This window comes from Bacteroidota bacterium (assembly GCA_026391695.1).
In the GTDB taxonomy this organism is placed as follows: domain Bacteria; phylum Bacteroidota; class Bacteroidia; order Bacteroidales; family JAGONC01; genus JAPLDP01.
In genome coordinates, this window is record JAPLDP010000064.1 from 48,026 (window position 1) to 67,565 (window position 19,540).

The 19,540-nt window shown below is 41.1% G+C and carries 10 protein-coding genes; 4 read left to right on the top strand and 6 right to left on the bottom strand.

Annotation, left to right across the window (positions count from 1 at the left end; all coding sequences use genetic code 11):
• Positions 1-166: 166 nt before the first annotated feature.
• The 5 genes from NT175_08105 to NT175_08125 form a co-directional block, all read right to left on the bottom strand.
• On the bottom strand, positions 167-4,477 hold the full coding sequence (locus NT175_08105; protein ID MCX6234670.1) for a carboxypeptidase regulatory-like domain-containing protein: 4,311 nt from the start codon (positions 4,475-4,477) through the stop codon (positions 167-169).
• Between the two features lie 44 nt (positions 4,478-4,521).
• A complete protein-coding gene (locus NT175_08110) occupies positions 4,522-9,615 on the bottom strand; it encodes a carboxypeptidase regulatory-like domain-containing protein (protein MCX6234671.1) in 5,094 nt (1,697 codons plus the stop codon).
• A 213-nt stretch (positions 9,616-9,828) separates the two neighbouring features.
• Entirely contained in the window at positions 9,829-10,593 is a 765-nt protein-coding gene (locus tag NT175_08115; protein MCX6234672.1) for a succinate dehydrogenase/fumarate reductase iron-sulfur subunit, read from the bottom strand.
• A gap of 15 nt (positions 10,594-10,608) precedes the next feature.
• The gene (locus NT175_08120; GenBank protein MCX6234673.1) at positions 10,609-12,528 is read right to left on the bottom strand and encodes a fumarate reductase/succinate dehydrogenase flavoprotein subunit; all 1,920 of its coding nucleotides are present in this window, start codon (positions 12,526-12,528) and stop codon (positions 10,609-10,611) included.
• A 34-nt stretch (positions 12,529-12,562) separates the two neighbouring features.
• Positions 12,563-13,231: a succinate dehydrogenase cytochrome b subunit gene (locus NT175_08125; protein ID MCX6234674.1), complete on the bottom strand. Its 669-nt coding sequence runs from the start codon at positions 13,229-13,231 to the stop codon at positions 12,563-12,565.
• Positions 13,232-13,393: 162 nt separating this feature from the next.
• Here NT175_08125 and NT175_08130 point away from each other — a divergent pair, with 162 nt between their 5' ends.
• Together NT175_08130 and NT175_08135 are read left to right on the top strand one after the other, a co-directional pair.
• A complete protein-coding gene (locus NT175_08130) occupies positions 13,394-14,692 on the top strand; it encodes an aminopeptidase P N-terminal domain-containing protein (GenBank protein ID MCX6234675.1) in 1,299 nt (432 codons plus the stop codon).
• Between the two features lie 60 nt (positions 14,693-14,752).
• On the top strand, positions 14,753-16,141 hold the full coding sequence (locus tag NT175_08135; GenBank protein MCX6234676.1) for an aminopeptidase P family protein: 1,389 nt from the start codon (positions 14,753-14,755) through the stop codon (positions 16,139-16,141).
• Positions 16,142-16,153: 12 nt separating this feature from the next.
• On the opposite strand, the gene NT175_08140 is transcribed toward NT175_08135, so the two are convergent.
• Positions 16,154-17,065 (bottom strand): proline dehydrogenase family protein, encoded by a 912-nt coding sequence (locus NT175_08140; protein MCX6234677.1) that lies wholly within the window; start codon positions 17,063-17,065, stop codon positions 16,154-16,156.
• A 289-nt stretch (positions 17,066-17,354) separates the two neighbouring features.
• On the opposite strand from NT175_08140, the gene NT175_08145 reads away from it, so the two are divergent.
• Both NT175_08145 and NT175_08150 read left to right on the top strand, forming a co-directional pair.
• The gene (locus tag NT175_08145) at positions 17,355-18,176 is read left to right on the top strand and encodes a glycogen/starch synthase (GenBank protein MCX6234678.1); all 822 of its coding nucleotides are present in this window, start codon (positions 17,355-17,357) and stop codon (positions 18,174-18,176) included.
• A 47-nt stretch (positions 18,177-18,223) separates the two neighbouring features.
• Positions 18,224-19,537 (top strand): DUF4270 domain-containing protein, encoded by a 1,314-nt coding sequence (locus NT175_08150; protein MCX6234679.1) that lies wholly within the window; start codon positions 18,224-18,226, stop codon positions 19,535-19,537.
• Positions 19,538-19,540 lie beyond the last annotated feature (3 nt).

Below are 19,540 nucleotides of genomic sequence, written 5' to 3' on the forward strand. Positions count from 1 at the left end.
CTGTGTTCCTCTGTGTCTTCTTTGTGAATCTTTGTGTTATAATTAGTTAGATTAACCACTGAGAAACACGGAGGTAATCACCTAGCACCACAAAGTTATGCGCTTTTTTAATCTGAAAAAGGAAATACGAAAAGGTTAGCGAAACGAATCCTTAAACCAAGATTTTTCACCGGTTAATGACTAGTTTCCTTATCACTGAATTACCATTGCTCATCCTGCACCTGATCAGATAAATGCCATTACTGAATCCTGATGTGTTTATCTGAAAATAACGTGTACCTTCCGTTTCTGTTTCAAAAAGTGTCTTTCCAATGTAATTGGTAATTGTCAGTAGGTTGATATCCTGTTCCGATTCAATGATGATATAATCTTTTGACGGATTCGGATAAATCCTGATCAGATCATTATGGTCCACTTCTCCGATTCCTGTTAACAGCATGAAACCGACATTGACCACTTTAGTGCCATAATCGGGTACAGATGTAAAAATTATGTTGGCTTCATAGACTATACCCTCTTCTAGGTCTTCACCGTTAAAGTTGACCGCGATTTCTTCAATTTCACCTGGCACAATGATATCAGATGAATCCCCAAGTGAAAGCCATTCCATTGATTGCTTGTCAAAATTTATAGTAATATCCTGATTTTTATTAAGGTAATCAATTTCAACCATCCAGGTCATTGTTTCCGGACCAGAGTTTTCAATGATGATATAACGTGTTTCATAACCCTCAAATGATTCAACATAAATTGACATCGGGTCAACAAGCATCAGATTACAGGGTAATACGATTTCCAGGTAAGTTTGATTCTCAAGATGAACTTCTTGAGTGAACGGCAGGCACCCCTCTGCATTAATAGAAAGAACATATGAGCCTTCTTCCAAATGTACAGAGAAGTAACCATTTTCATCGGTATATGTTACCAAATCGCCAACATCTATAGTAGCATAAACCGGGCTGCTATATTGGTCTAAAACCTGCCCCGACAGAATTCTCATGACAGCTTCCCTCATGATGATATTATCAACTTGCCAATAATCAATATTTTGTATGCTTGTGCCATGAGCAGTGAATTGAATCCTGGTTATCTTACCCTGGGCATAATCCGTAACATCATAATGTTGGTGCTCCCACTCAAGTAAAGTGGCATTTGAAAACTCATCAATTTCAATCCATTCATCTCCTTCCCAAACATCCACTGTCAGCATTTCCGTTCCCGTAAGGTTAGACGAATACATATTCAAGTCAAATTCAAGGATTACGTTACTTTCAATTCCCAAAACATCAATAAAAGGACTGACAAGTGAATAGCAGTAATCATTCATTGGTTCGGAAGATTCAAACTGTGCTGAGGGTGCAGGATGTCCTTCCATAGTATTGATCTGCCAACCCACCTGTTCAGGAAAAAATGTCCATTGCTGTGTTTCAAAAGCCCCTCCATCCCAAGATTCCACAAAGGGAAATGTAAAAAGTGAAGTATCTACCATGCGGATGTCCAGATCCATAATTGTATAACTTGGTAACCACGTAGATTGAATAAAAGGCTTATAACCTTCAGCCTCTGCCGTAACGGTCTTGGTACCGATGCCTATATGATAAAAACCATACTGCCCATCAACACGCGTTATCATTTCCTCACCATATCCTAACTCAACAGTTACTCCACTTAAAGGTTTTTCAGTTCTGGCATCATATACTAATCCCTGTATACCACTTGTACAGCAGTCTTGAACAACTGCCGGACCATCTTTGCAGGACTCACCTCCATCGTAAACAGCAGTAACATAGTACTCATAGGTATCCGGAAACAAAGGGGGCGTTATATAGAAAGTATCCTCAGTAAAAGCCATGACCTCATCGAAGAGATAGATATTATAACCCAATAAATCATACCTGTCGGCCTCCGGAGTAACATAGCCCCAGATATTCCAGTTATAATCGAGGCCAAGTGCCGTAAGTGTTGTCCACTCACCATTATCAACTGAGATCATATCCCCTTTGCCTTGGATAGCCGGTCCTGCATCGTATCCTGCCGGGTATTCTCCTGCAGGTTGGCCTGTGATAGCATAACCAAACCACAGCTCCTGTGTGGCATCTATCTGTACCGGTGTTGTCAATGTTACTGTATTCCACTGATCAAGTACCACAGCGCTCAGTTCCTGATCCAATACCAGTATGCCGGCAGTATCGCCTGTCCATACCTTCAGGGCATATTCCGGTGTGGCTCCCCGAGGATAGAAAGCGATCTTCGTAAGGTACATACCATCATATGGCACCAGATCCACCACTTCCCATCTGGATGCCACTTCGAAGTCTCCTCCTGATGTTAATCCAAAGCTATCATAATTCTCGCCATCATCCCAATGGATCCACTCACCAGTATCGTTCCCCGGAGGATTCCAGGTCAATAACACATGATCACCTTCAAGAATCTCAGCTGTCAGTCCTTCAGGCGGATCAGGCATGGGACAAATCGCCTCAAATGAAGGATCAATTAAGCATGATTCACCTTCATGATACACTGCCGTAACATTGTACCGAAGAATTAAATAGCTTTCACCCTCCCAAGCATAGCAATTTTCCGGAAAAAATATTGTGTCTGTGTATTCATTAACTGAAGCAGGAATAAATGCCCATTTCCTATCATTCTTCCAGATATAATATCCCCACAGTTCAAAACGTGAATAGTCGTTTGAATACTCCTGATTTGGGGGTTTCATCGTTTCAGGTGGCTCCCAGGATAAGGTTACCACCATACCATTCACCAATCCATGAAAATTCTGCGGTTGAGCCAGAGAGTCACACGGATAATAATAGAAACCGCATTCAGCATAATAGGATTCAACTCCAAAATATGTTGCCCATACTCCTGCAACATGAAAACCATAAGACACATCACCTAAAGAATGACAGCCTGCTGTATCATAAGTTCCCAGTTGGGTTTCATCCAAATAAAGATGATATCCGGTAAAATCTTCATTTTCATAAGGTCCGTCCGGTTCCAGTGCCGAAGTTACCTCGATATCATCCAGACAAATACCTCCTCCTGACGGATTATTTGATTCAGCGACAAAAGCAATACGGTAATATTCCGTAACCTCCGGCAGACTTATTACCTTTCTCACCCAAAATGGGTAATTGTTATCATACGAATCAAATAAATTATGCCAGGGACCACCCGGGGAATTCCTGTAATAGCCTTTTAGATGATTCCATTCATTGGTGTCCTGTGACTGGCAATACCAAAAAATAAGCTTGGGGAGAAGAGCATTGGCAAGGTTAATAGGCGGCGTCATGATCAAGGTCTGGGCAGAATCACCGCTGAAAGAGATATTATAGTCCCCTGAATGAGCATATGAGGGAATCCCCGATGGACTTCCTGTACCTATTTCCCAGGACACGGTATCTTCGATGAAAACCTCCTGCCAGGTGGTTGGAATATATCCATGCTCGAAATTTTCCTTGAAGAGGGTCTGATATTTTGGTTCCGGATCAAGCCAGCAGGCTTCCATCGTTGCAGTATCCACATGGAGATTCTTCGGGGAAAGGTCACAACAGAATGAAATATTACAGGTAATATCTTGTATTATAGATATATGCCGCAATTCATAAAAGGGATAATAATTATATAGAATTGTCAGCGTATAGATACCCTGATAAACATCATAAAATGTCACTTTGCCATCAAAAGGAGTTATGTCCTGGTAATAATAATCCGGATTGATATCCTCATTAATTAAAGTAATGAGCGCTCCGGCTTCACCCTGTCCGTCGATCCTGAAATTTGCCACAACCTGAAAACCTCTGACAATAGTATTTGAAAATGCCGGTTCTGAAAAATTATAGCCACTATAACCAATTACAGCATATTCATAAAGACCGGAATCAAGTTCGGGCCAGAATAAGTCCAAAAAACAGGTATCCACAACATTGTCATCTAACAGTGTCCACATTCCGGGCTCGGTTTCTTCCCCTTCATGGAGACGGTATATTTCATAATGGTCTATATCGACGCCCTCGGGTTCGTTCCATTGAATTGCAGCCGATGTATGTGTAAAATCAAAATACCCGGCTGTCACACCTGTCGGAGGATTAATATACTGAATGAGGGCAAAATCTATTTCAACAACTTCACCATCGTTGACAACAATATTATCAACAACTTGCGGAGCATAGCCCTCTGCATTGCAGGTAATTGTATACATTCCCTCGGCGACATTTTCAAGGCTGTACAAACCGACCTGATTTGAAGTCGTTGAATATGTATTCAGATCATTTGAGGCTGTTATTGTTGCCCCGGATATGGGCATAGGCATGGGACCACTTTCGAGGACATAACCTGTGATGGTTCCTTCACCTCTCTGATTAAAAATGAATCTGTTCCCTGATTCGGATTGAATTTTCAGGACAGAGAAAAAGAGGATGAAAAATAGAATACCCACGGAAAGGAGGCTGGTTCTGGCAATTATTTTCATGACATTTTTTATTTATACGTGTATTTGTATTCAGATACTTAAGGTCATCTCATAATTACAAATTTTTTAATAAGGTACTCACTATTAGTCGTCCTACAGGTAATTAGATAAATTCCATTATTGAACTTTGTTGTATTGATTTGTAAATGAAAAGGTAACGCTAAGTCTGATTCGTAAATGACTTGTCCGGTATAGTTGGTTATTTTCAATTCGTTGATATCTACATCCGATTCAATTGTAATATTATCCTGGGCAGGATTAGGATAAATTTTTAGCACGGTTGCATTTATAATTTCTTTAATATCCTCCACGATAATTATACTCAGCTCCACAGTCTCATCCCCAACATTTGGATCAGAAGTCACGTTAACATTGGCTTCATATAAATACATCCAGTTTAAATTCCCTGGGTCCACAAAATAAACCGGCACATCTTGTGACTGTCCTGGTTGAAGAGTGCCAGAATTACAGCCCAGAATAGCCCAGTCATCAGCACCCCAGGCATATAACTCATATCCAAGAATCCAATCATCAACACCCTGAACCAACCCACCAATAATGATCCTGCCCGGTAAATAGTCTCTTGTTATGAATGCACCTCCGGCCATACCCGCTCCCCATCCAGGTATATCATCGAGTACATCGTGTGCGATACCAGTCATTTGCCCCGTAAATACATCTATCTGAATTAAATCGGCTCCTCCAAAATCCTGGCTAAAAGCCCACAGGTAAGGTACTCCCGAAAAATCATCGTAAGCCAGACCATATACCGCTTCTAAACCAGGATTAGATATTTCGGCCAATGTATTACCGTTGCGGCCGACAAGATAAAAGTCACTGGACAAGTCACTTATCCAGAACGCATCCTGCGAATTGTCATAAGCAATTCCCCGCACGTTTTCAGGGGCATCAATGGAATTGACAACGTGCATATTGACCGGATCGATGATATAAATGAGAGGCGTGGCTGAACCGCCATACAGGTACTGTCCGTCCCATGCCAGATCACGGATTGTCGAAGCCCCGACAATGGGATAGGTGCCAATATATGTTCCATCCCTGTTGTATTTATTTATACTGGCTCCATTGGACAGTGTCGTATAAAAATATGTCCCATCAAATTCCACACCCGCTTGTGATGAATTCCCTCCGGAAGCATCGGTGATGTTGTATCTAAAGGCTATGTCCCATACTTCACAAATACTCTGTTTGTTGTCATTTTCATTAAGAAAATCAATAGAAGCCTGCCACCCAAGAAGCCCATTTCCATCATTGGAAATGTTGATATACCTGATTTCAGTACCCCAAAATGGATATGTTTCAACATATATTGACAAAGGGTCAAGGCGAAGAACAGGTTGGGTCATCTCTATATCTAATTCAGTTGTATCCGTGACAAAAACATTACTTTCGTTATGGGTGTTGTACGCATCCCTGGTAAAAGATATCTCATAAAATCCCTTTTCGAGAATGAGGGAATAATGACCATTTGTGTCAGTATAAGCAGGTTCATAGTCGTCAGCTTTAACTTCTACGCCCTGAATTGGATTCCCGGTTGCCAATTCAGTCACGGTTCCATTAATTCTTGCTATCTCCGGAAAATCGATACTGATGTTATCAATGCCCCAGTAATCAAGGTCGCTGGAATTTGAGCCTGTGGCAATGAATCTGAATTTTATAAGACTTCCTACGTCCTTCTTTGAAATAAAATAGGTAAATGTTGACCAGCCGGTATTCATATCATTGGAAAATTCAGCTAATTCTATCCAGCTTGTATCGTTCCAGATTTCTACTTTAAGAAACTCATTATCTGTAGGATTGTTAATGGCCTTTTTTAGATCAAAAGCCATTTCAAAACCATGAACGGGATCGGTGACATTGATTAACGGACTGGTGAGACAGAAAGAATAGTTGGTGTAGTGGGGAAATCCATTGAATTCAGCAGCAGGAGCATTATTCCCCTCATCGTCATGGATGCACCAGTTGCCCAATGATGGTTCAAATGTCCAATCCTGTGGTACAAATGATGCTGAATCCCAGGCTTCGGAGAAAGGCATTATATAAACTGTTTCATCCGACATACCGATATCCAGAATTAATGTTTGCCCATAATTAATTCTGACATTAGAAATGGTATCGGTTTTATATCCATCTGCTTGCGTTATGATCTGATGCCATCCTGCCGGTAAATTGATAATGGAATAGCTGCCATCGTATGCCGAAACAGAGGAAAATCCTGATGGATAAATACTTATTATAGCGCCTTCGACCGGATCATTGGTTTTCAAATCAAATATGATTCCCTCTATTCTCGCTGGTGCGACGGTAATTATTGCCGGACCTGCTTCACAGGATTCTCCCGCATCATAAATCGCTGAAAGATGATATTCTGTTTTTCCTGGTGGCGGCAAGATGTCCATGTAACTGTTATCTGCAGGGGAAATAAATTGGTATTCCACACCATTCTTATACAGGTTGTAACCCAGAAGTGAATCCGCCCTTGGATATATAAATTTTGCATTTGGTGAAGGAGCCAATCTTACTGCCTTCAACTCATTGCAGCTATTATTTTGAATTTGTTTCTTTGGTATTTGAGTCAATGGTACCTGATTTGACAACCAAACCACGCCACCCTGCAGGTTCCAATTATAATTCAGTCCATAAGAAGATAATGGAGCCCAATTACTACCATCTGTAGAAACCAGATCTCCTTTGCCAATAATAGCAGGTCCGCTATCACAACCAGCAGGACGCTCGCCGGGTGGCTGACCTGAGCATGTATATCCGAACCACAATTCTTCAGAGGCATCTATTAAAACAAAATTTGGTAAATCAATAATATTCCATGCGTCCATATTCAGACCACTTAATGGATATTCTATTACTAAATTAGCTGCATTATCACCTTTCCACACTTTCAGGATGTATTCTGTTACATTTGAACTTGGGAAAAAGGCTATCTTAATTAATGATTGTCCGGAATAGGGTTGGAGATCTTCTTCATCCCACCTGGAAGCCACAGAAAAGGTACCCCCTGAAGTTAATCCTATGGCAGTGCAATTTACACCATCATCCCAGTGAATCCACACAGGAGGTGGTGGCGAATGCCAAGTTAAAATAATAGAATCATCATTTCCTATGCAGGCAGTTAAATCCCAAGGGGGACTAAAATTATTATCAAAAGTCAACTTTACAGACGGATCTATAAAACATGATTCACCCCCAATATATACAGCCGTCATATTATAATAAAATGTGCCGCATGGCCAGGGATGATCATAATATGGCGATTCAGTTATAAGCTCTTTATTAATCACTTCGCCATTACGCCAAATTTTATAACCAAGAAAATCCCAACGATCTACTTCAGTAGGACATCCCCAAGTAAGTAATGCTGAGCCTTGATATACAAATCCCTCAAAACACCCAGGTGGATTAAAGTAATCACAGGTATAATATGTTATTGAATCCTGTATTACACTTGAGTGACCTGTTGAATATTGTGCATCAACACCGACAATATGGGTTTGCCCGATACCGAGTAAGTCATGATAATAATAATATGTTTCTGTTGTAGAAGCAATCCATACACTATCAAGATATACATTATAGCATTCGAATGATCTTTCATTATTGTCATTATCGGGAACATAACCGGATGTTATTCCCACATCATCAATACATATTCCCGGATTGCCATATTGAGTTATTTTACCAGTAAATCCTATGTAATAATTATCTGTTGGATCCGGCAGGTCGATAACACATTCAGTCCATTCGTGTACACTATCGGTGATCGTTTCCAAGTGATGCCATGGACCATTGGGAGACCGCTTATAGTACATAATGAGTTCGCTTGAAGCACTGCCGGATAGTTTTGTATACCAGAAATGAAGCCTCGGAAGCATGGCATTGCCAAGATGAATTCCGGATGTGATTAACTTTGTTGTACCGGGCTCACCAAAAAAGGAAAGATTATACTGACCTGAATAGGCCGCATCAGGGATGCCTGAAGGACTTCCGCCATAGACTTCCCATCCCGTTGATCCCTGCAAATAATCCTGCAACCAACCTAATGGGATTTCTCCACCTTCAATACAATTAAAATAAACCGATGTATCAAGCAACAGAGGCGGGAGCCATCTTATTGTACCAATCATGGAATTACAAATAAGATTTTGCGGTGGTAATAAAAATTCATAAAGTGTAATATTAATAACAACCTCACCTGTTATCACGAGCGGAAAGCCTTGACCTGAATAACCCGGTTTTTCATAGCTTACATTATAGATTCCTGAAGGTAAGTCTATATGATATCCTCCCAAGTCATTGGTGTAGGTTGTGTAATTATCAGCTTCTACCCAGACTCCTGCAAGAGGTAATAGCGTCCCTCCCTGCCTGACAACACCATAAAAACTAACTATTAAAGGCGTTTCACATACTACCGGACCCTCTTTCATTGATTCACCGGGTGTCGGCTGGCCATATACAGCAGTCACATGATAGGAATTATATCCCGGAACACAGTCATAGTCATAATATTCAAAAACATCACTATACGTACTCCCAATCATATTCCCAAAGCGATAAATATTATAGGCTATTATAGTTCCATAATTTACTCCATATTTATTATAAGTATACACCGGTGGGTCCCATCTCAGTTGTGGAATAGTTGCCATAGCAGGAATCTGTAAATTGACAGGTGGTGGTAAATAAACCGAAACCCAGGAATAATAAATTTTATCCGAAATGCCCGAATCATAAACAGCACTCACAGCAGAAATATATGCCTGCCCCCAGGCAATATATGCAGGATCATACTGAAAAAGAGTATCAGTAGTAAAACCGGCGAGTGAATCATCGAGATAAACATTGTATCCAAGTAAGACGTATTCATTGGTTTCCAGATCACCTGAGTTTCTGGTTTTATTCATGAACATACCAACCGGAGCTTGCCAGGTGGAAATCAGAGTTAAAGGATCAACATTCAGAGAAGCAGGAGGAAATAATGTGTCAGATAAAGCAGGAGTATCAGGATAACTGATTAAAAGACGTCTTTGATTAACTTTTCCCGCTGAGAAAAGTGATACAAAAAAAATGATGATTAAAACACCTGATGCGTAGAGAGATTTCATAAGAGGAGATTAATTCACAAATCAAACTGATTCATTTAAGCACCTTTTAAATCTCCCAAATATAATTAATTATTTTGAATATATCAAGTAATTTTTTTAAACTATAAAAAAAATGGGATTCTCGCCCGGCTCTCACCCGGATTAAATCCCATTATTTTATAAATTCATATCAAATATCAGATATCAGGTATCTGATATCTTAGTTGGTCATCATCATATGCCTACATCTTCCTTTTGTGCGGCTATCTTAGCTTTAAAGAACTCCCTGTTCATGCGGGCAATATTGGTGATCTTTATTCCTTTAGGACATTCGGCTTCGCAGGCATAAGTGTTGGTACAGTTACCGAATCCCAGTTCGTCCATCTTGGCTACCATGCGCTGCACTCTGTCCATCGCTTCTACCTGTCCCTGCGGTAAAAGCGCATATTGCGATATTTTAGCCGACACGAAGAGCATGGCTGAGGCATTCTTACAGGCCGCCACGCATGCGCCGCAACCGACACATGTTGCTGCGTCGTAGGCTTCGTCGGCTTTGTCTTTTCGTACAAGGAATGAATTGGCTTCAGGTGCTTGGCCTGCATCAACGCTGATGAAACCACCTGCTATCAAAATCTTTTCAAAGGCGCTCCTGTCGACAATAAGGTCTTTTATGACCGGAAATGCCCTGGCACGCCATGGTTCGACAATGATGGTCGCTCCGTCCCTGAATGACCGCATGTGCAGCTCGCAGGTGGTCACATGTTTCTCAGGGCCATGCGGTCTCCCGTTTATATATAAACCACAACACCCGCATATACCCTCACGGCAATCGTAATCAAATGCCACCGGCTCTTCCCCTTTCTCGATCAGCTTCTTATTCAGTGCATCCAACATCTCGAGGAATGACATTTCCGGTGATGCGTCATCCAGGATATAATCCATAAATTTACCCTTGGCCTTAGCGCTTTTCTGCCGCCAGATTCTCAGTTTTACCTTCATGGTATGTATGATTAATTATTTATAACTTCTTTCTTTCAACTCAACATTTTCGAACACAAGCGGTTCCTTGTGCAGCTTTGGTGGTTGATCTTTACCCTGGTATTCCCAAGCAGCCACATAGGCATAATGATGGTCGTCGCGTTTGGCCTCTCCGGTTTCAGTCTGGCTCTCTTCACGGAAATGCGCGCCGCATGATTCCTTCCGGTCAAGACCGTCGGTGATCATAAGTTTAGCCAGCTCGAAGAAATCGGCTATCCTGCCTGCTTTCTCCAACTCCTGGTTCAAATCTTCAGCTGTACCAGGAACTCGTACATCATGCCAAAACCCCTTTTCCAACTCCGCCACCATCGCCAATGCTTTCTTTAATCCTTCCTCATTTCGGGCCATGCCGCAATAATCCCACATGATCTTGCCCAGCCGCCTGGCAAAAGAAGTGACAGTCTGTTTCCCATTAACTGCAAATAATCTTTCTATCTTTCCCTTTGCCGATTTTTCAGCTTCGTCGAATTCCGGCGTCTGTGTTGAAAATCCCGGGGTCCGGATTTCTCCGGCAAGGTAATCGCTAATCGTATAGGGGAGGATAAAATAACCGTCCCCGGCACACTGCATCAAAGAGCTGGCTCCCAATCGATTGGCACCATGATCGGAAAAATTTGATTCACCTATGGCAAAAAGGCCGGGTACAGTGGTCATGAGGCTGTAATCTACCCATAGTCCCCCCATGGTATAATGTCCTGCAGGATAGATGCGCATGGGCTCCTCGTAAGGATTCATACCGGTAATCGTTTCATACAATTCGAAAAGATTACCGTAATTATCTTCAATGACTTTCTTCCCTTTTTTCTTTATGGCATCTCTAAAATCCAGATATACGGCCAAACCGGTGTCACCAATGCCATAACCAGCATCACAGCGTTCCTTTGCTGCACGTGAACCGACATCGCGCGGGACAAGGTTCCCATAAGTAGGATACCTTCTTTCAAGGTAATAATCCCTTTCCTCTTCGGGAATATCATTCGGTTTACGCTTATCGCCTTTCTCTTTTGGAACCCAAATCCTTCCGTCATTCCTGAGCGACTCCGACATCAGGGTGAGCTTGGATTGATATTCATTTAAAACCGGGATACTGGTAGGATGTATCTGGACAAAGCTTGGATTACCAAAGAAAGCACCCCGTTTATGAGCGGCCCATGCAGCGCTGGCATTGGAGTTAACAGCGAGGGTCGACAGATAGTAGATCGTACCATAACCACCTGTGGCCAGAACGACAGCATGTGCCGAATGGCGCTCGATTTCTCCTGTGACAAGGTTTCTGGTAATGATGCCCCGTGCTTTTCCATCGATAACAACCAGGTCAAGCATATCACGACGCGGGTACATGGTCACGGTGCCTTGGCTTATCTGCCTGCAAAGGCCCGAATAAGTGCCAAGCAATACCTGTTGACCTGTCTGCCCTTTGGCATAAAATGTACGTGACACCTGCACTCCACCAAAGGACCTGTTGGCAAGCGTCCCGCCATATTCCCTTCCCCAGGGAACTCCCTGGGCTGTAAGATGATCAATAGTGTCATTACTGACTTCTGCGGCACGGTATACATTGGCCTCCCTGGCACGGTAATCCCCGCCCTTGATCATATCATAAAATAACCTGTACACACTGTCACCGTCATTCTTATAGTTCTTGGCAGCATTGATGCCTCCCTGGGCAGCAACGGAATGGGCTCTGCGGGGCATATCCTGAAAACAGAAAACCTTAACGTTATATCCCAACTCTCCAAGAGACGATGCGGCAGCGCTTCCGGCTATGCCGGTTCCCACAACGATGATGTCAAGCCTCTTGCGGTTAGCAGGATTGACCAGCCTGGCCGAGTTCTTGTATCGCGTCCACTTTTCTGCCAAGGGGCCTTCAGGTATTCTAGCATCAAGTTTTGTCATGGTTTCTGATTTTGAAAATTTTAATTATAAACTATCAGGAAATAATGAAATATAAAGGAATAACTATAAATCCGACGGTAATGACGATGGAGTAGATATTCCCTATCCATTTTATCGCCGGAGTGTACTTGCTGTGATTCAGACCCAATGACTGAAAAGCCGACTGGATAGAATGGTTCAGGTGAAATCCCACAAACAGGAGCAGGAGGATATATAAAACGGAATAGCCCGTATTTGAAAAAAGATTAACGGCCATATTGTAAAAATCATGTTTTGAAACAACGACAGCATCGCCCTGTGGTGGTTGGGTTATGCCCAGTTTAACGAAATAAAAATTAATAAAATGAATTATAAGGAAGATGAAAATAATAACACCTGTATGTATCATGAATTTTGAGAAAAAAGAGGTGTGTGACCAGCCCTCCACTTTATAACGTTTGGGCCTTGCCCGCCAGTTCTGGATTTGTAAGACCACACCATAAAAAATATGAATGATAAAGCCGGCAAATAAAAATATCTCAAACACTTTAGTTAACAGGTTCGTGGTCATAAATTTTACTGCTACATCAAATAGCTCCCGATGATTTTCCGTAATAGGTAATATCAATAAATTGATGCCGAGATGAACAGGAAGGAAAAGGATCAGGAAAAGCCCCGCAAAGGCCATGATAAACTTTTTAGTCAGTGAAGAATATCTTATCATAGGATTTATACTTTTAATTATCAAAAATTTATCGGATAGAATAGCCCGTATGTATTGAAAATTTAGTTCTTTTGTAACTAGGGGAGGCAAATTTATGTAATGTTAATTTATTAACAAATATAATCGGTAATTTTTAAACAGTATAAATAGATTATAGACATTATGAGATATACGGCAATAAATAAAAACCTGTTCATCCGGAACAGAGAAAAATTGATAAAGATGATTAAATCGAATGCATTGGTAGTGATGCATTCCAATGATGAACTGCTAAGAAACGGCGATCAGTATTTTCCGTTTCGGCAGCATTCTGATATTTTTTACCTTACCGGACTGGACCAAGAAAAATGCATCCTTACGATATGTCCGAACCATCCCAATGTGAAATTCCGCGAAATCATCTTCACCATCAAAGCAGATGAACAATTGACGACATGGCAGGGCCATAAATATACTGAACGGGAGATCCAGGAAATATCAGGTATTAAAACGGTGATGTGGCTCGACGACTTTGAGATCACTTTCCGCGACCTGATGTATTATGCCAATACGGTGTATCTGAATCAGAATGAGTACATTAAGCTCTCTACAGAAGTCCCATCAAAAGATCTGCGTTTTGCCAGATATTTGAAGGACAATTTTCCGGTTTACACCTATGAAAGGCTGGCCCCTATGCTCACTTCCCTGCGACTTGTAAAAGAACCGGAAGAGGTGGCACTGATCCAGATCGCTTGTGATCTGACTGAAAAAGCTTTCCGGCGTCTGCTTCGGTTTGTCAGACCGGGTATCATGGAATATGAAGTGGAAGCCGAGATCACACACGAATTTATCCGTAATGGCTCTAACGGTCACGCTTACCAGCCGATCATTGCCTCAGGGAAAAATGCCCTGGCTTTGCATTATCACCAAAATGACAATATTTGTCAAAATGGCGATTTGTTACTGATGGATTTTGGAGCTGAATATGCCAATTATGCTGCCGACTGCACACGCACTATCCCGGTTAACGGAAAATTCAGCATGCGCCAGCATCAGGTTTATGATGCCGTTTTAAGAGTCCAGCAAAATGCAACCGGCCTGTATGTTCCCGGTAACAGTATTGACGAAATAAACCATGAAGTCAACCGTTTGACTGAAAAGGAACTGATTGGTCTTGGGCTGTTCAGCGATGAAGATGTTCAAAATCAGAATCCCGACAAACCGTTGTTCAGCAAATACCTGATGCACGGTGTGTGTCATCCTGTTGGCCTGGATGTTCATGACCCAGGGGGCAAATATGTGCCATTCTGTAAAGGAATGATACTGACACTGGAACCAGCTATTTACATCCCTGAAGAAAATATTGGCGTCAGGCTGGAAAATAACATCATGGTAGGAGATATCCCGGTTAATCTGATGAAAAACATTCCAATCGAAGCTAATGAAATTGAATCCCTGATGACTAACCATAAAAATCAATGACATCGGACAACTATTGAACTGAATTTGGATAACAATTAAGTAACTAAATCATTAACTATTATGTTTGATAAAAAAGTTTATATCGACCGTAGAAGCCGCTTACGGTCACAGCTGAAATCAGGCCTGGTTTTATTACTCGGCAACAGTGAATCGGCTATGAATTATACTGGAAATACTTATCCTTTCCGTCAGGACAGCAATTTTCTTTATTTCTTCGGTCTGGATCATCCTGACATGGCCGGAATAATGGATATTGAAAATGATAAGGATTATATTTTCGGAAATGATGTCACCATGGATGACATCATCTGGATGGGGCCACAGCCCCTTATAAAGAACTTGGCTAAAAAAGTGGGGATTAATTACACAGCTCCTTTTGGCGAACTTGGGGCCTTCCTCCAGCAGGCTATAACAAGCGGCAGAAAAATCCATTTCCTTCCTCCTTACAGGGGTGAACATACCATTCTGCTGAAACAACTTCTTGGTCTCCTTACGGCCCGGGTAAGGGACTATGTTTCAGAGGAACTGATAAAAGCTGTAGTCACTCTCAGGTCAGTTAAAGACGAAGGTGAGATCATCGAGATTGAAAAAGCCCTGGATGTGACGTATGAAATGTATATTACTGCCATGAAAATGGCTATGCCCGGTGTTTACGAACGCGAAATTGCCGGAGTTATGGAGGGAATATCCCTGTCTAAATGTGGTCCGGTATCTTTTCCAATAATTCTCACTATCAACGGGCAAACGTTGCATAACCATTATCACGGGAACAAACTCATAAAGGACAAAATGGTGGTCATTGATTCCGGAGCTGAATCAGAACTCCATTACTCCAGCGACATCACCAGGACAGTTCCCGTTGGAGGTATTTTTAATCCAAAACAAAAAGCCATTTATCAAATCGTGCTCGACGCCAATTTGAAGGCAATCGGGGCCATAAAACCCGGAATATATTATAAAGAAGTCCATCTCCTGGCCGCCAAAACAGTTGCATCAGGATTAAAAGAGCTGGGCATCATGAAGGGTAATGTGGAAGAAGCTGTCAGTAATGGAGCCCATTCCCTTTTCTTCCCCCATGGACTGGGTCACATGATGGGTCTTGACGTGCATGATATGGAAAACCTTGGAGAGAATTTTGTAGGGTACGACAACACTGTAAACCGTAGCGAACAATTTGGACTCGCCTTTCTGCGTCTGGCTAGAAAACTCCAGCCCGGCTTTGTACTGACGGTTGAACCAGGCATTTATTTCATACCTGAACTGATTGAGCAATGGAAATCAGAAAAGAAATTCACCGATTTCATCAACTATAAGAAAATTGATGAATACAGGGATACCGGCGGTGTGCGCATCGAAGATGATATCCTGGTAACGAAAAATGGGTGTTACGTGCTCGGAAAACCCGTACCAAAAACAGTGAAAGAGATTGAAAAGATAATGGCTAAATAGAGCCAACAAGCACTACTTCCTGATAAAAATGGCTTTGATAATGAGCATGGCCATCTTTGGATTTTCTTTCAAACGACGGGTAGAATAACTAAACCATTCCTCGCCAAACGGCACGTACACACGCATTGTATGGCCTTTGGCGACAATAGATGCACGGAGTTCAGGTGTAACACCATACAACATTTGGAATTCATAGGCATCTGGGGGAACGTTGTATTTCTTCAGTAGCACATAGGATCCCTCGATTAGCGGTTTATCATGTGTGGCAATACCCGGATAAATGCCATTTTTGAACATGAACTCCAGATCTTCCAGAAAGTGCTGGTTGATTTCTTTATATTTTTTATATGCTATCGACGGATGCTCAACGTATATACCCTTGCATAACCGATAATTAAGGGGAATTTCCCGGGTGTGAAGATCAATCAGATTCTTCAAATCATCTAATGTCCGCCTCATGTAAGCCTGAACCACAAGTCCTACATTTTGGGGAAATTCCGTTTTTAGTTTGCAGAATAATTCAATCTCATAATCGGTGCAAGAAGAATCTTCCATGTCGACACGTACAAAGTTGTTGAATTCAGCAGCTTTTCGCACAATTTCCCTGACATTGGTGTAACATACTTCTTTGTCAAGCAATAGCCCAAACATAGTTGGTTTGATGGAATAATTGCCATCAATTTTATTTTGTTGGGCTATATTAATAAGATTAAGATACTGATTCTTATTTTGTTCTGCCTGGTCCAGATTGGTTATAAACTCGCCAAGCATATCAATTGTGACCTTGATCCCAAGTGCATTCAAATCCTTCGACACCTTTAAAGCATCTTGCAAAGTTTCACCCGCTATATATCTCTTTGAAAATATCCAAACTAATTTTTTTGGCATATATGGTAACATGCCGGCAATCATCTTGTTAATCATAATCAACTCGGTTTAATGTTTTGTTAATAAAATAACAGACAAATTTAAATTAATTTTAATGTAGCCAAATAAAATGACAGGAATTTTCATAAGCCTTCCCTATTATCAAATCAAGTTGTTGTCTTTAAAGATATTATGAGATAAATACCTGAGTTTTAACGAAATTTTGATGATTGATGCTATATCTAACATATAAAGTCGTAATAATGAATTAATAAGAAATGGTTAATGGTGACTGTTTGATAAATTATTACTACCTTTGCACACTCCAAATGAAAATCATCTCACCATGGAAAAACCCAAGGTTCTTTTTGTCAACCAAGAAATCATGCCATATTTAAAGGAAAGCCCTATGGGGTTCATCGGTCGCTACCTTCCACAGGGTATCCAGGAAAGAGGTAAAGAAATCAGGACATTTATGCCCCGCTTCGGAAATATTAATGAACGGAGAAATCAACTTCACGAGGTTATTCGTCTTTCAGGAATGAATATCATCATCGATGATACTGATCATCCATTGATTATCAAGGTGGCTTCCATTCAATCAGCCAGAATGCAAATTTATTTTATCGATAATGAAGATTATTTCCAGAGAAAATTCATTTTCAAGGATAAAAGCGGTAAATTTTTTGAAGATAATGATGAGAGAGCAATCTTTTTTTCACGTGGCGTGATCGAAACTGTTAAAAAACTTGGCTGGGCTCCGGATATTGTGCACTGCCATGGTTGGATGACAAGCCTTATTCCTCTATACATGAAAAAAGCCTATATCGACAATCCTCTTTTCAGTGAGGCCCAAGTGATTTATTCGATATATGATGACGACTTTCAGGAAAGCCTTAGCAATAGTTTCGCAAAAAAAATAAAAATGGAAGGAATCACTGAAAAAGATGTCAAACATTACAAAAAACCAAATTATATTAATTTAACTAAAGCGGCTATCGATTTTTCAGAAGCCATTATCCTTGGCAGTGATAAAATACATCCTGAAATCATGGAGTATCTGAAAGCCTCAGGAAAACCCTATTTGAAACATCAGACTTCGGATAAATATATTGACCTCTATTCCGATTTTTACGATAAAATCCTTAGCGAAAGAGTTGTCTCCTGATAATAATCTTTTCACTCTTACCGTTATCCAACAAAACCATGAAATTGATGACCATCAGGATTACTTACAAGACAACATCTGTTTTATTGCCATTTCTTCTTTTATTTACAATTGCCTGCAAAAAGGAACCTCAGGCAATTGGTCTTGATCTGGTCGGTAAAAATCCGCTATCAGTTGAATTCAGCGATACCACAACGGTGGTAGCCTACTCTGTACTGGAAGATTCTGTCAGGACCGACCGCACAACAACCACCCTTCTGGGATCCATCTATGACATGGTTTTTGGTAAAACTACAGCTGGTGTCTATACTCAGATTGCCATGTCTGTTTCCGCACCTGACTTTGGCGCTAATCCACAGTGTGACTCAATGACTATGGTTCTTTCATATGCTGGATACTACGGGGACACACTCACATCACAAACTGTTAAAATTTACGAACTGGTTGACAGCCTTGACATTGACACCTCCTATTATTCTAATCAATCCCTGGCTTATGATCCTTCTCTTCTTGCTGATTTTACTTTTCAACCAAAACCAAATGATACTGTCTGGATTGATGAGGAGCCCTATAAAGCCCAGCTTCGTATCCCCATGAATACTACCCTCGGAAATAAAGTTCTGACTGCATCTGCTGATGTTCTGGCCAGCAATAGTTCTTTCAAAACAATTTTTAAAGGCCTCTATATCAGCGCAGATCCTGTAAATACGCCCGGCACCGGGGCTATTCTTTACATGAACTTTTCAAGCTCATATTCTACGATATATTTGTATTATCATAATGATGATAATGATTCCCTCGTATACAGAGTCGCCATTAATAGCACATCATTACAACGATTTGGAAATTATAACCATTATGGTTATGCTGATGCCACAAACGAATTCCAGAACCAGCTTCTCGTAGGTGATACAGCTCTGGGAAATCAAAAAATCTATCTTCAATGTATGGGGGGGGTGAAGACTAAAATATTCTTTCCCTATCTGATGAACTGGGTAAAAGATTATAAAATAGCTTTAAATGAAGCCCAGCTGATATTTAAAAACAATGATCCTGAAAATTCGTTAACTCCACCCTCAAATTTGTCCTTATTTAGTATTACCGATGAAGGTAAAATTGACTTTTTACCTGATGAGTATGAAAGTGAGCTTTACTTTGATGGAAAATATCAGAACAACTCATACCGTTTCAGGATTACTCGGCATCTCCAGGATATCCTTAATGAAAATGATCCCAACAATGGCCTCTATCTCATGATTGCAGGAGCTTCACTGAATGCCGGGCGTGTAGTACTTAATGGCCCCTCCAACCCTCAGGATAGTTTGAAGCTCCGCCTCGTTTATACCAAACCTAATTATTGACCT